We start from the raw sequence: 14,488 nt of genomic DNA, 5'->3' as shown, positions 1-14,488 counted from the left end.
CTGCTATCGGTTTTTTCATCTCAGTCGGCCTTGAAGCCGACGGGTAGCGACTCCGCCCTTCGAGCCCCTTTTGATCCCTTCGAGCGAGGACGGTCTACGCACATGAAACAGCCGACTCTGTGGGCGGACGCATACTGGGAGCGCTTCCACGAAGCTGACGAAGCGCGCCGCCGCCAGGGAGCCGTCCACCGGGAAACCCTGCCCGACGGGGCGCGCGCGTGGGTCGTCTACGGCCATGCCGCCGCGTTGGAGGCCCTGCACCACCCGGGCCTGCTCCGCGACGCCGACGAAATCCAGCGCATCATGCGGCGCCACCTCGGACCGGACGTCCCTCTGTCCGGCATGTTCGCCAAGTCGGCGATGCTGTCGGACGGTGCGGACCGGCAACGGCTGCTCGCCCCGTTGAAGGCCCATTTGGGGCCACGGATGCTCAGGAGACTCGGACCCAGGGTGGAGGAGATAACCGCCGAGCTGCTGGACGGGGTCGACGGTTACAGCGGTCCCGTCGACCTCATGCGGGAGGTGGCCTTCCCCCTTCCCATCACCGTGCTGGCCGAGCTGCTCGGCCTGCCGGAGACCGACCGCCCGCAGGTGCGGTCGTGGACCTCCGCGCTGATGGGCCACGACCAGGAGGCGTCGGCCGACGCCGGAGCGGCCCTGACGGCCTACTTCCAGGACGTGCTGGCGGCCAAGTGCCACGCCCCCGCCGACGACCTGGTGTCCACCTTGGTGCAGGCGCGGGATGCGGGCGACCTCGACGACGCCGAGATCATGGGCACGCTTTTCCTGCTGATCGTCGCCGGACACGAGACCACCATGAACCTGATCGGCAACGGCACCCACGCACTCTTGACCGGCGGGGCCTGGGCCCGACTGGCGCAGGATTCCTCCCTCGTCGACCAGGCCGTGAACGAGGTCCTCCGTCTGGACTGCTCCGTCCGCGTCACCCCCCACCGCTACAGCGCCACCGAGGTCACCATCGCCGGCACCACCATTCCCCCCGGTGAGATCGTCCTGGTGTCTCTCGGGTCCGCCAACCGCGACCCGGAACGCTTCGGTGACGATGCGCACCTCCTCGACATCCACCGCCCGGACGCGTCGTCGCACCTGGCCTTCGGGCACGGCGCGCGCCACTGCCTCGGCGCTCCGCTCGCCCGAATCGAGGGGGCCGTCGTCCTGCGCGAGCTGACGCGGCGCTGGCCGCGGGCGGAGCCGGCCCCAAACCTGCCGAACCGGCGGGAGCAGGCCGTGTTCATGTCCGGCTGGCACACCATGTGGGTACAGCTGGAGCCCTGAGCGTCGATCCCGGCGTCCCGCAGGGGCGGGGGAAGGCCGTTGGCGGAAGCGGACTGCCAGCCGGCCGGTTCGCACCGCCCTGGATTTCCCGACCATGAGCGTGTCCAGCATCGAAGCATTGGAGTCAGTGTGACGAACCTGACCGTCGAAGAGGCCGGACGTTGCCTCGTCGATCCCATGACCTACACCGACGATGCCTTCCTGCATCGGGCACTCAGTCTGCTGCGCCACGAAGCCCCGGTGCACTGGGTCGACGAGCCGGGGGTCAATCCGTTTTGGGCCGTGACGCGTCATGCGGATGTGATGCGGGTCGAACGGGAGAACACGCGGTTCCTCAACGCCCCCCGCAGTACGCTCGCACCCGCGGACGAGGAGCGCTATACGGAGGAAAACGGCGGCAATTTCACCATGCTCGTGCACCTGGATGGCGCGCGGCACCGGCTTGTTCGCGCCATCGCGTCCGATTGGTTCAAACCAAGTGTCCTGCGGGGGATGGAGTCGCAGATCAGAAAACTTGCCAAGCGGTACGTGGATCTCATGTTCGAGTCCGGCAACGGCTTCTGCGACTTCGTCACCGAGATATCGGTCCACTACCCACTGTATGTCATCATGGCCATGCTCGGCCTCCCCGAGTCCGACTATCCGCTGATGCTCAAGCTCACTCAGGAGATGTTCGGCAGGGCGGACGAGGACAAGGCAAGGGGACTCGGGGTGACCGCCCTGGCGGCACCCAAGCAGGACATGTTCGAGTACTTCGCAGAGATGACCGCGGACCGGCGGGCCCATCCGACGGACGACCTGTCGTCCCGCATCGCGAACGCGCGCATCGACGGGGAGTACCTGTCTGACGTGGACACCCTCTCCTACTACGTCCTCATCGCCACGGCCGGGCACGACACCACCAGCTCCACGCTGTCCGGCGGGCTCCACGCGCTCGTGGAGAATCCGCGGGAGCTGGCACGCCTCAAGGGAAATCTCGGCATGCTGCCCCTTGCGGTGGACGAAATGATCCGGTGGGTCACGCCCACCAAGTCCTTCATGCGGACGGCGGCCGAGGATTGCCGACTGGGTGACACTCCCGTCCAGGAAGGTCAGTCCCTGCTGTTGATGTATCCGTCGGCGAACCGGGACGAGGAAGTTTTCCAGGACCCGTTCCGCTTCGACGTGGGACGAACCGGGAACAAGCACCTGTCCTTCGGGTACGGCGTGCACCGGTGCCTGGGTGCGACGCTGGCCAAGCTCGAAACATCGGCCTTCTTCGCCGAACTGCTGCCCCGGCTCCGCAGCATCGAACTGGCCGGCACACCGGCGCTCACGGCCACTACCTTCGTCGGAGGACTGAAGAGTCTGCCCATTCGATTCGACATGGCTTATTGACATCCCTCGGAGAGGGCATCTGCCCATTCGCCTCCCGTCTGCGGGAAAGGACACCCTGTGTGTGGAATCGCTGGTTGGGTTGCTTATCGCCATGACCTCACTGAGCAGCGGCGTACCGCCGAAGCGATGACCGGCACCATGGCCTGTCGAGGCCCGGACGACGAGGGGCTCTGGACGGCGGCACACGCCGCCATGGGGCACCGGCGGCTGGCCGTCATCGACCTGCCGGGAGGCCGGCAACCGATGACGGTGGAAACCCCCGACGGTCCGGTGGTCCTGATCTACACCGGGGAGTGCTACAACTACACGGAGTTGAGGGACGAGCTGCGTGGCCGCGGCCACCACTTTCTGACCGCCAGCGACACCGAGGTGGTGCTGCGGGGCTACCTGGAATGGGGGGCCCGCGTCGCTGAACGTCTCAACGGGATGTACGCCTTCGCCCTGTGGGACGGCCGCGACGAGCAACTGTTCCTGGTGCGTGACCGCATGGGCGTCAAACCGCTGTACTACTACCCCACCGCCGACGGCGTGCTGTTCGGCTCGGAGCCCAAGGCCATCCTGGTCAATCCGCTCGCCGAGCGTGTGGTGACCGCGGACGGCCTCCGGGAACTCTTCGGCTGTGTGCTCGGGTTCGTCAAGACGCCGGGTGAGGCGGTGTGGCGGGGAATGCGCGAAGTGGTCCCCGGCACCGTCGTCCGGGTCGATCGCGGCGGTCTTCACGTCAGCGCGTACTGGAAGCTCGGCGCGCGCCGGCACACCGACGACATCCCGACGACGGTCCGCAGGGTCCGCGAGCTAATCGGCGACACGGTGCGGCGGCAACTCGTCGCCGACGTCGAGAGCGGCGTACTGCTCTCCGGCGGACTCGACTCCAGTGCCCTCGCCGCACTGTCCGCCCAGATCTTCCGCGAGACCACCGGTGAGCGCATCCGCACGTATTCCGTGGCCTTCGCCGGACGGGACGGAAACGGCGGCCCGTACGGTGTCCGCGCCACTCCCGACCTTCCGTTCGCCCACGATCTGGCCGCACACGCCGGAACTGATCACCGGGACGTCGTACTGGACGCCTCCGCTCTGGCGGACGCGGCCGTCCGCAGGGCGACGGTCGGCGCGCGTGATCTCCCGCTGAACCTTGGAGACATGGACAGCTCGCTGTACCTGCTGTGCGCGGAGATACGAAAGCAGTCCACTGTCGTGCTGTCGGGCGAGGCCGCCGACGAACTGTTCGGAGGCTACCGGTGGTTCCACGACCCCGGGGCGCAGCAGAGCGGCATCTTCCCGTGGTTGGAGACGTTCTCCAGCCAGACGGGAGCGACCTTGCTCCTCGAACCGTCGCTTGCGGACACGCTGGATCTCCGCGGCCACTTCGCGGCCCGGTATCAGGAGGCACTCGCGGAGGTCCCGGCGGTCGATGGCGAGGACGCCCACGCAAGACGCATGCGGGAGATCTCCTATCTGCACCTGACCCGGTTCGTCCGGGTCCTGCTCGACCGCAAGGACCGGATGAGCATGGCTGCCGGGCTCGAAGTGCGCGTGCCCTTCTGCGACCACCGCTTGGTGGACTACGTCTTCAACGCGCCCTGGTCCTACAAGACGTACGACGGGATGGGTAAGAGCCTGCTCCGGCAGGCAACCAAGGACCTGCTTCCCGAGTCCGTGATGCGGCGTGTGAAGGTTCCCTACCCTTCCACCCAGGACCCGGGCTACATCGCCGAGTTGCAGCGCCAGTCCGGTGACGTGCTGCGCGAGGGGAACAGTGAGGCGCTGAACCTGGTGGACTGCGAAAGGCTGCGGAAAATCACGGTGGCCGAGCCCGAGGCGCTCCAGCAGTCGCAGCGCGCGGCACTGGAGCGCGTCCTGGAGCTAGACGCCTGGTTCGACCTGTGGCAGCCCACGATTCACCTCTGACCCGGCAGCGGAAAGCGGCGTTCAGCCGGTGGCGCTTGGGCAGCTGGGCCAGGCGACCTGGGCGGTGGCGATGTGGTCGGCTGCTGTGTTCGAGCCCGCGTTCCCCGGCCTGAGGAGGGCGGCGACCGACTCACTTTCTGCTTTCCTGACCGCCTGCCGGACAGCCTGCTTCAGGAAAGCGCGAGGCCAACGAGCTCGTGCACGGTTGGCGGTGAGACGTCGAGCCTTGATGGTTGATCATGGTCGAGTGGTGGGGAACTCTACGCGTACGGTGATCATCGACAATCGACGGATTACGGGCCTGTCGGCTGATGTGATCGCTGAACTCGTCGCTGAGATAGGCCCGTTGCGGCTGGAGCGTCACCAGGCGAGGCTTGCCTCGCGACCACGGAAGCGGGCTGTAGGCGCCGGCGCGAACGTCCGGTGTTCGCCTCGGCGCCCCCGTCGGGTCAGCCGGCCGCGCCAGTCGTTCCACCCGGTGGTCAGACCGAGGCCGTGACGGGCTCGGCCCGCTGCCCGGTCTCCGGCCCGGCGTCCGGGAGCGCGGCCAGGTAGCGCTCGGCGTCCAGCGCCGCCGAGGCGCCGGTGCCGGACGCGGTGATCGCCTGGCGGTAGGTGTGGTCGACCACGTCACCGGCACCGAAGACGCCGGCCGCACTGGTGTGCGTGGTCGGTGAGGCCACCTTCAGGTAGCCCTGCTCGTCGAGGTCCAGCTGGCCCTGGAACAGCGCCGTACGCGGGTCGTGGCCGATCGCGACGAACAGGCCCGTCACCGCCAGGCCCGACAGCTCGCCCGTCCTGACGTCGCGCAGCCGCAGCCCGGTCAGCTTCTCCCCGCCCCGGATCTCGGCGACCTCGCTGTTCCACACGAACCGGATCTTCGGGTCGGCGAACGCGCGCTCCTGCATCGCCTTCGAGGCACGCAGGGTGTCCCGGCGGTGGACGATGGTGACCGACCTGGCGAAGCGGGACAGGAACGTGGCCTCCTCCAGCGCGGTGTCACCTCCGCCGATCACGGCGATGTCCTGCTCCCGGAAGAAGAACCCGTCACATGTGGCACACCACGACACACCTCGCCCGGACAGGGCATCCTCGTTCGGCAGTCCCAGCTTGCGGTGCTGCGAACCCGTGGTGACGATGACGGCCTTCGCCCGGTGGACCGTACCCGCGCTGTCCGTGACGGTCTTGATCTCGCCGGTCAGCTCCACCGCGACCACGTCGTCCGGCACCAGTTCGGCACCGAAACGCTCCGCCTGGGCACGCATGCCGTCCATCAGGTCCGGCCCGAGGACACCGTCACGGTAGCCGGGGAAGTTCTCCACCTCGGTGGTGTTCATCAGCGCACCACCCGCGGTGACCGCGCCCTCGAACACCAGCGGCTCCAGCGACGCACGCGCGGTGTAGAGCGCCGCCGTGTAACCGGCGGGCCCCGAACCGATGATGATCACGTTACGGACGTCACTCACGTCTCCGCCCTCCTCCTGCGCCGACCCCTGCGACCTTCCCGGCCGCTCCCGATCGGCTTGCGCGGGTGGTAACGCGACGGCACGTGTGCGCATTCCCGGACGGGGCCGGGTGCCTCCCTCCGGGGCGCACCCGGCCCCGTCCGGTGAGCGGGCAGGCGGCGCTCGGCCGCCGGTCCGGCGCCGCCTGCGAAGGAGTCTCGGGCCGTGGACGGCACTTGCCGTGCGGGTCCGGCACAGCTATCGTCCAGCTAATGACCAGGCGGTCATTACATGGGCCCGCTCAGAAGGAGGAGAAGGCGTGTCCGCATCCGATCCCGACGGATTCTCCGGGCTCTTCGCGGCGTCCGGGCCCTCCCGGCTCTCCGAGGTGGCCTTGCGCTACCGGGTGGAGGTCGCTCGCGATCTGGAGCACAACCTGCGGGAGCAGGACCGCGTCCGGCGCCAGGCCGTCCCCTCCGGGATGGAGTTGGCGGACCTGCGGGACAGCCACGTGTTCCTGACGAACCTCAGCCGGACCCTGGAATCCTTCCTGGCGTCTTCCGGCTGACCGGCGAGCACGTCGACGCGCGCGGGGAGACAGCGCGGCCCGGACCGCGGACCGGGCCGGGCGACCGAGCTGATCGCGTGGTGCCGCCGGGTGCCGGGCGGCCGGGTGTCCCAGCGGCCGGCCCGCGCGTCGACGCCATATGTGCCGGGGTTCGAGGAACACGTTTGTCCCCGCGTCACCGCGCGGCACCCTCCGGGCCGCTCGGGAGCCGACGCCTCGGCCCGCGAACGGTACCAGCCGTCCGCGCGCCGGGAGGCCGGGCGGCGCCGCGGCCCCCGGTTCACCGGGCGCGCGCCGCACGGCGCAGCCGGGCCGGCGTGTCACCGGTGGTCACCCGGAAGGCCCGCCCGAACGCGGACTCCGAGGCGTAGCCGACGGCGGCGGCGACGGCGGCGACCGAGCGGTCGGTGCGCGTGAGCATCTCGGCCGCGAGGAGCATGCGCAACCGGGTCAGGAAGTCCCCCGGGTTCATGCCGGTCTCGCGGACGAAATGGCGGATGAAGGTCGCCCGGGACATCGAGACGAGACCGGCGAACTCCTCGATGCGCCAGTCGTGGGCGGGGTCGCGGAGCACCGCCTCGGTCACGGTGCGCACCACGTCCCGCGCCGACGCCAGCCACAGCGTCCGGCCGAGTCCGGGGGTGCCGCGCAGGGCCAGCGTCAGCAGGACATCGCACAGCGCGTCGAGGACCGCCTCGGCCCCGGGGGCGGCACGGGCGGCCTCGTCCCGCATGAGGCCGCTGAGCGGCCCCAGCCTGCCGAGGCGCCCCGGGCCGTCGTACTCGGCGCTGCCGGCGTCCTCGGCGTCGGCGTCCGGACCGCTCGCGAGGGACACGTGGACGACGTCGGGAAGCATGTCCATCAGGACCTGTCCGGGACCGGCCTCCCAGGTGTAGTGACCGCAGAAGAGGTCCACGGGTGCCCCGGGGCCACCACCCTCCTCCCCGTCACGGGCGCCGCGCGTGGCGGACGCGGACGCCGCGTCGGTGACGAGGGTGTACGGGCCGGCGTCACGGCGTTCGACGTCCGTGGCCGCCCGCGGACCGCGGGCGTGCATCCGGTGAGCCGCACCCCGGGGGAGCAGCACCATGTCGCCCGCGGCCACCTCGATGCGCCGCCCGGGCAGCTGGAGGTCGCACGCGCCGCTGAGCAGCAGGTGGAACGGCGCCTGGCCCCGCCCGGCGTCGGGGTTGTCCAGGGTGTAGCGGCCGGCGACGAGGCAGCGGAGATCGACGCTGCCCCGCAGACGGGCCAGGCGGATAAGGCGACTGAGGGCGTCCATGATACTTCCTCGACAGAATCTGCGACTTCCTCACCTTGTCATCGCGTGATCCGCGCGGCAAGGTCAGGGGCATGGAATCCCTGCACGTAGATCTCCTCGTCATCGGTTTCGGCAAGGGCGGCAAGACGCTGGCCGCGCGGATGGGTGCCGCCGGGCGCCGGGTCGCCCTGGTCGAGCAGTCCGCGCAGATGTACGGCGGCACCTGCATCAACATCGGGTGTGTGCCGACGAAGGCCCTCATCCACCACGCGCAGTCCCGGCGCCCGGGCGAGCCGGCGCAGGACAGCCTGCTCGCGGCCGTCAGCGCGACCACGACGCTGACCGACGCGCTGCGGGACCGCAACTTCGCCATGCTCGACGACATCGACTCGGTCACGGTGCTCACCGGCAGGGCGCGCTTCCTCGACGAGAAGTCGGTCGAGGTGAGCGCCGGCTCCGACCGGCTGGTCGTCACCGCCCCGGTGATCGTCGTGAACACCGGCGCCGAGCCCGTCCTGCCGGACATCCCCGGCCTGCGGTCCAGCGCCCACCTGCGCACCAGCACCGACCTGATCCGGGCCGAGGGACTTCCCGAGCGCCTGGTCGTCGTCGGCGGGGGCTACCTGGGTCTCGAGTTCGCGGGCATGTACGCGCGGTTCGGGTCGCGGGTGACGGTGCTGGAGGCCGGGCCCCGGCTGCTGCCCCGGGAGGACGCCGACGTGGCGGAGGCGACGGTCGGCACGCTCCGCGACGAGGGCGTCACCTTCGTCACGGACGCCGAGGTCGTGGAGGTCACGGACGAGGACGGGCACGCCTCGGTGCGCTATCGGGCCGCCGGGGAGGAGCACGTCCTCGACACGGAGGCGGTGCTGGTCGCCACGGGCCGCAGGCCCGCGACGGCGGGGCTGGACCTGGAGGTCGCGGGGGTGCGGACCACGGAGCGGGGCGCAATCGAGGTGGACGAACACCTGCGCTCCAGCCGGCCGCACATCTTCGCGGTCGGGGACGTCAACGGCGGCCCGCAGTTCACCTACATCTCCCTCGACGACAGCCGGATCGTCGCCGACCAGCTGCTCGGCTCGGGGGCCCGCACGACGGCCGACCGCGAGGCTGTCCCGTACACCCTCTTCACCACGCCGCCGCTGTCCCGGGTGGGCCTGACCGAGCGCGAGGCACGCGAGCGCGGCCACGACGTGCGCGTCGCCGCCAAGCCGGTGGCGCAGATCGCCGCCATGCCCCGCGCGAAGATCGTCGGCGAGACCCGCGGTCTGATGAAGTTCGTGATCGACGCCGCCACCGACCGGATCCTCGGCGCCGCTCTGCTGAGCGTCGACTCGCAGGAGCTGGTCAACACGGTCGCCCTGGCCATGCGGCACGGCGTGACGGCGAGTGAACTGCGCGACACCATCTACACCCACCCCAGCTCGACCGAGGCGTTCAACGAGGTGCTGGGCGCCGTGCGTCGATAGCGGCGGACCGAGGGCACCGCCCGTCACACCTACCGGCCCGCGCGTCCACGAACTCGTCATGGGCCCGTCCGTACACGTCCGCGGGCGGCGATCGGCTTCGGCGCCGAGGACTTGGGCCGGCACGCGGGCGAGCTGATCGCGGGTCAGCCCTCCCCTGCGAAGGAACCTCTCCCGTATCCGCTCACCCCTCGCAGGGCGTACGGACGACGCCGCCGCGGTGATCCGTACGGCGGGCGCACCGTCGTGGAGTCCCGGGGGAAGCGGACCGGGCCGGCGGTACGACTCCGGCGGTAGGCTCGGCCCATGGCCACATCCGACACCCCTCCGCCTCCGGCGTCCCGCCGGGTCCGCAACCCGGAACTGCATCGTCAGGCCATCCTGGACGCCGCTGCGAGGGCCTTCGCCGAGCGCGGCTACCACCGGGCCACACTGCGCGACATCGCCCGGCGCGCCGGTGTCACCCACGGCTCCGTGCTGCGCCACTTCGGCAGCAAGGAAAGCCTGTTCCTGGCGGCCGTTCCGGGCACCCGGGACGTCGACGCGCTCGCCGGGGACTCCCAGGAGCCGCTCGCCGCCCGCATCGCGCGGGAGTACGTGCGCCGCATGGAGGCGTCGAGCGGCACCGACCCCTTCGTGGCGCTGCTGCGCAGTGCCGCCGGCGACGAGGTCGGCGCCGCCGCCCTCTACGTGGCGATGCAGGAACGCACCACCGAGGTCTACCGGCGGCTTCTGGACGACTACGAAGTGCGGCACCGGTTGCCCTTCGTCGCCGCGCTGCTCGTCGGCGTCACCTTCAGCCGGTACGTCCTGCGAGCGGGAGCCCTGGCCGAGATGAGCGCGGAACGCCTGACCGAGGACCTCACGGCCTCCCTGGAAGCCGTGCTCCGTCAGGGAGCCCTGACCACGGCCCCGGCAGGCGGGAGAGAGGCCCGGTAGCGGCCTCGCGGGTGCTGGGGAAGTGGACCGGCCCCGTGCGCCCGGCGCACGGGGCCGGCGCGCGCTCGTGGCGGCGGTGCCGTCCGGAAGCACGGCGAACGAACGCGTCCGCCGCGCCCGGCCTGGCCGGCCCGCTCGTCAGAAGCGCGCCGGCAGCGTCTCCAGGGCTTTGACGATGTCCGCGGTGAACTCCGGTGAGCGGGCGGGCTGTTCGGTCGCCCACCCCACGTGTCCGTCGGGCCGCAGCAGCGCCGCCGTGACACCGGCCCACGCTCGTCCGCCCGTGGCCGACAGCCGGCTGGGCCGTACCGGCACGCCGACCGCCGCCGCCCGCTCGGCCGCCGGGCCGGTGGCCGCGGTGCCGCACATGTCCAGCAGGACCGCTCGTCCGTCGCGCAGCATCGGCAGGATGCCTTGGCCTTCCGGATCGTAGGCCCGGGTGCCGGTGAGCGGATGGGCGCCGGGGTCCGCGGGGTCGTAGGAGGTGTCGATGCCCGAGAGCTTGCCGGCCAGCATGCGGGAGAAGCGGGGCTCGTGTGCGATGGCGTCGCTCAGCAGGGTCCGCAGCGCGGTGACGTCGGGAGTGAGGCCGGTGATCAGAGCGCTCTGCGCCAGTGTGTGTTCGGCCAGTTCCTCCCCCACCGGGTGCCGCTCCGTGTGATAGGTGTCCAACAGGTCCGCGCCGGCCCGGCCCTGCACCACGGCGGCGAGTTTCCAGCCGAGGTTCATGGCGTCCTGGAGCCCGACGTTGAGGCCGACGCCGCCGGCCGGGAAGTGGATGTGTGCCGCGTCGCCGGCCAAAAGCACCCGGCCCGCGCGGTAGGCCGCGGCCACCCGGGTCGCGTTGCCGAACCGCGTCAGCCAGGAGGGGTCGCGCATACCGAAGTCGGTGTCCGCGATCCGCCGTGCGGCGTCCCTCAGTTCGTCCATGGTCAGCGGTTCGCGATGCTGGTTGAGCGGGTCGTAGCCGGTGACCCGGTACCTGCCGTCGGGCAGCGGCACGATCAGCAGGCGGCCGGCCTCGTTGAGCGCCGCGAACCCCGGAGTGCTCGGCGGGCTGTCGAGCACCACTTCCCCGAGATACCCATAGGCCGATGTCCCGGCTCCGGGAAACCCGATGCCCGCCTGCTTGCGCACGGTGCTGCGCGAACCGTCGGCGCCCACGACGTACCGGGCGGTCAGCTCGTACGGACCCTCGGGGCCGCGCACACCCAGGGTGACGGCCGCGTCGTCCTGGACGAGGGAGACCACCTCGTGTCCGCGCCGGACCTCCGCGCCCAGCTCTACCGCGTACCGCTCCAGCAGCACCTCCACGGCCGACTGGGGATAGGCCACCATGAAGGGGAAGGCCGTGGGCAGCGCGCCGAAGTCCAGACGGTCGTCCAGCATGCCGAAGTGCCAGCTGGGCATGCGACGGCCCTCGGCCAGGATCTCCTCGTGCCGGCCCCGCATGGCCAGCACCTCCACCGTACGGGGATGCAGACCGAGCGCCTTGGAATGCGGGCTGCGCCGCACGGCCCCTTCCAGAACCACTGCGGGGACGCCCGCGAGAGCCAGCTCATGAGCGGTCCATAAACCGACGGGGCCGCCGCCCACGATGACCACGGGATGGTCCGCGTCGCGCCCAGGTGTCGTACCGGTATCAGACATGTCGCCTCGATCGTCGGGGATACGTGTGCCGCACTGACGGTGCTAATGACCAATTGGTCATTAGCACCGTACTCCCCCGCCCCGCTCCTGGCCAGGGGAGGCCGCAAGGCCCCGCGAGGTGCCCGGAATGAACACCGGCTCGCCGCTGTTGCGTCAGCGAGGAAGCTCCGCACACGACACCCGACGCGAGGTGGCAATGCACACGTTCCCCACGCCTGCCGACCGGCCGGAAGAGGGCGGTGGTGTCGGCCTGCTCGGCGAAGCCCCCCTCGGGCGGCGCGGGCCGGCGGGCGGCTGAGCATGGAATGCTCCCCCGGCCCCTACACGGGCCAGAGCCGGCGCGGCGCTTCTCCGTCGCCGTTGCGGGATTTCCTGCGCACCGAGACCGGCGGCGCGGCCGTCCTGGCCGCCACGGCGCTCGCCGCGATCGTGTGGGCCAACCTCGCCGCGCACACGTACGCGGTGTTCTGGGACACACGGCTGTATGTCGGGGCCGGCACCCACCGGTTGTCGCTCTCCCTGCGCGAGTGGGTCAACAGCGGGCTGATGACGTTGTTCTTCTTCGTCGCCGGGCTGGAGGCGCGCCGCGAGTTCGACATGGGCGAGCTGCGGGACCGCCGCCGGCTCATCCTGCCGCTCGCCGCGGGGGTCACCGGCATGCTGGTGCCCGTCGCCGTCTACCTCGCGGTCAACGCGGGGCATCCCTCGGTGCACGGCTGGGGGGCGGCCATGTCCACGGACACCGCCCTGGCCCTCGGCGTGCTGGCCGTCACCGGCGGGCGCATGCCGAGCGGGCTGCGGGCCTTTCTGCTCACGATCACCGTCGTCGACGACTTCGTCGCCCTGGGCGTCATCACGGTCGCCTACAGCGAACGGGTCGTCGTGCCGGCGCTGCTGGCCGCGCTCGGCGTGCTCGGCATCGTCCTGCTGCTGCGCAGGCTCGGTGTGCGCAGGGGGCCCGTGTACGCGCTGCTGGCCCTGGTGGCCTGGGGCGCGCTGCTCAAATCGCGGGTGGATCCGGTGGTCGTCGGCCTCGCCATGGGTCTGCTGACGTACGCCTACCCGGCGGCGCGCGCCGACCTCGAACACGCCACCGGCCTGTTCCGCCTGTTCCGTGAACAGCCCACGCCCGAGCTGGAGCGGTCGGTACGGGTCGGCATCGCGTCGGCGATCTCCCCGAACGACCGGTTGCAGGGCCTGTTCCACCCGTGGACGAGCTATGTCATCGTGCCGCTGTTCGCCCTGGCCAACGCCGGCATTCCACTCGGCGCCGGCGAGCTGGGTCACGCGTTCACCTCGCCCGTCACCCTGGGCATCCTCGTCGCGTTCGTCCTCGGCAAGCCGCTGGGGATCGTCGGGGCGTCCGTGCTGACGTACGTGGCGAGCCGCGGCAGGATCCGCCCGCCCGTCGGGTGGGGAGCGGTGACGGCGGGCGGGGCCGTCGCCGGGACGGGCTTCACCGTCTCCCTCCTCATCGCGACGCTCGCCTTCGAGGGCGACCTGCTCCAGGACGCCAAGATCGGCATCCTGAGCGCGCTGGTCTGCTCCTTCCTGACCAGCCGGCTCGTCGGCGGGCTCGTCGCCGCGCTGCCGAGCGGGCTGCGGCAGCGGGCGCTGCTGGGCGACGCGGAGACGGTCGTCGACCTGGCGGTTGCGGTGGATCCCGACAAGGACCGCGTACGCGGACCGCGGCACGCGCCGGTGACGATCGTGGAGTACGGCGACTACGAGTGCCCGTACTGCGGGCTGGCCGAGCCGGTCGTCCGTGAGCTTCTCCGCGGCTGCGGAGACGTGCGGTACGTGTGGCGGCATCTGCCGCTCAGGGACATCCACCCGCATGCGCAGCTGGCGGCACAGGGCGCGGAGGCGGCGGGTGCGCAGGGGCACTACTGGGACATGCACGACCTGCTGCTGAGCCACCAGGGCGCGCTGCGCTTCGACCACCTGCGCGAGTACGCCGGGGACATCGGCCTGGACGTGGAGCGCTTCGAGCGGGACCTGCGGCATCCCGGGGTGCTGGCGCGCATCGCGGAGGACGTGGAGTCGGCGGACCTCAGTCAGGTGGCGGGGACGCCCACCTTCTTCGTGAACGGGCGCCGATACCACGGGGCCTACGACATCGCGAGCCTCTCGGCGGCGGTGCGGGCCGCCCGGGACAGGGCGGCGCTCGCCGGGCACTGACAGGTCATCTTCTGTGGCCTGCCCCGATCCCCTGCGCGGCAGGCGGTGGCGGGAACGCCGCCTGGCCACTTCGGGGTCGAACCCGGTGAACCGTTCGCTGTGCCGTTTCCGTATTCATGATGTGACAGTTTCCGGCGTGTGCTCGTGTGCCCTGGGCGTGGGCGCGGGCCGCGCGTCTCGTGCTGCCGTTGGGAGCCTTTCCTCATGGCCCGGCCAGGCTGTCGCGTTCTGGTCCGGTGGGGCGGGTGCCGCGCGGTGGTCGTGCCCCGGTCGGGTCCACCGGGGTGCGGGCGTAGTGAGTCGTGGGAGTGTGGGTAGGTAGTGGATCTGTCGCCTGGGTCGCCGTTGGGGAATCTGCTGAAGTTCCTGACCGGGATGGAGTGGCCTGATCTTGATG

10 protein-coding genes are annotated in these 14,488 nt (G+C 70.9%); 7 read left to right on the top strand and 3 right to left on the bottom strand.

Going from position 1 to position 14,488, the window contains the following annotated elements; all coding sequences use genetic code 11:
* Positions 1-102: 102 nt before the first annotated feature.
* The 3 genes from IF37_RS0130875 (at position 103) to asnB (ending at position 4,581) form a co-directional block, all read left to right on the top strand.
* Positions 103-1,296, top strand: a complete 1,194-nt coding sequence (locus tag IF37_RS0130875; protein ID WP_052845465.1) for a cytochrome P450 — start codon at positions 103-105, stop codon at positions 1,294-1,296.
* 129 nt (positions 1,297-1,425) lie between these two features.
* Positions 1,426-2,673 carry a cytochrome P450 gene (locus IF37_RS0130870; RefSeq protein WP_030749957.1) on the top strand — a complete coding sequence of 416 codons (1,248 nt, stop codon included), beginning with the start codon at positions 1,426-1,428 and terminating at the stop codon, positions 2,671-2,673.
* Between the two features lie 57 nt (positions 2,674-2,730).
* Positions 2,731-4,581, top strand: coding sequence for an asparagine synthase (glutamine-hydrolyzing) (gene asnB, locus IF37_RS0130865; protein ID WP_030749954.1), 1,851 nt, complete (start codon positions 2,731-2,733; stop codon positions 4,579-4,581).
* Between the two features lie 482 nt (positions 4,582-5,063).
* On the opposite strand, the gene trxB is transcribed toward asnB, so the two are convergent.
* Positions 5,064-6,047, bottom strand: a complete 984-nt coding sequence (gene trxB / locus IF37_RS0130860; protein ID WP_030749951.1) for a thioredoxin-disulfide reductase — start codon at positions 6,045-6,047, stop codon at positions 5,064-5,066.
* 298 nt (positions 6,048-6,345) lie between these two features.
* Between trxB and IF37_RS0130855 the strand changes: the two genes are divergently transcribed.
* A complete protein-coding gene (locus IF37_RS0130855) occupies positions 6,346-6,594 on the top strand; it encodes a hypothetical protein (protein ID WP_030749948.1) in 249 nt (82 codons plus the stop codon).
* Between the two features lie 280 nt (positions 6,595-6,874).
* Here the strand turns inward: IF37_RS0130855 and IF37_RS0130850 are convergent, their stop codons facing one another.
* Entirely contained in the window at positions 6,875-7,876 is a 1,002-nt protein-coding gene (locus IF37_RS0130850) for an AraC family transcriptional regulator (protein WP_030749945.1), read from the bottom strand.
* Between the two features lie 71 nt (positions 7,877-7,947).
* Between IF37_RS0130850 and IF37_RS0130845 the strand changes: the two genes are divergently transcribed.
* Both IF37_RS0130845 and IF37_RS0130840 read left to right on the top strand, forming a co-directional pair.
* Positions 7,948-9,324, top strand: coding sequence for an FAD-dependent oxidoreductase (locus IF37_RS0130845; protein WP_030749942.1), 1,377 nt, complete (start codon positions 7,948-7,950; stop codon positions 9,322-9,324).
* 303 nt (positions 9,325-9,627) lie between these two features.
* Positions 9,628-10,260 carry a TetR/AcrR family transcriptional regulator gene (locus tag IF37_RS0130840; RefSeq protein WP_030749939.1) on the top strand — a complete coding sequence of 211 codons (633 nt, stop codon included), beginning with the start codon at positions 9,628-9,630 and terminating at the stop codon, positions 10,258-10,260.
* Positions 10,261-10,398: 138 nt separating this feature from the next.
* Here IF37_RS0130840 and IF37_RS0130835 read toward each other — a convergent pair whose 3' ends face one another.
* A complete protein-coding gene (locus IF37_RS0130835; protein ID WP_030749936.1) occupies positions 10,399-11,910 on the bottom strand; it encodes an FAD-dependent monooxygenase in 1,512 nt (503 codons plus the stop codon).
* A 300-nt stretch (positions 11,911-12,210) separates the two neighbouring features.
* Here IF37_RS0130835 and IF37_RS0130830 point away from each other — a divergent pair, with 300 nt between their 5' ends.
* Positions 12,211-14,091 carry a Na+/H+ antiporter NhaA gene (locus tag IF37_RS0130830; protein WP_030749932.1) on the top strand — a complete coding sequence of 627 codons (1,881 nt, stop codon included), beginning with the start codon at positions 12,211-12,213 and terminating at the stop codon, positions 14,089-14,091.
* Positions 14,092-14,488: the final 397 nt, after the last annotated feature.

It is taken from the genome of Streptomyces sp. NRRL S-31, assembly GCF_000718775.1.
Lineage (GTDB): Bacteria > Actinomycetota > Actinomycetes > Streptomycetales > Streptomycetaceae > Streptomyces.
The sequence above is the reverse complement of the archived record's forward strand: the minus strand, read 5'-3'. Positions and strand labels throughout refer to the sequence as shown.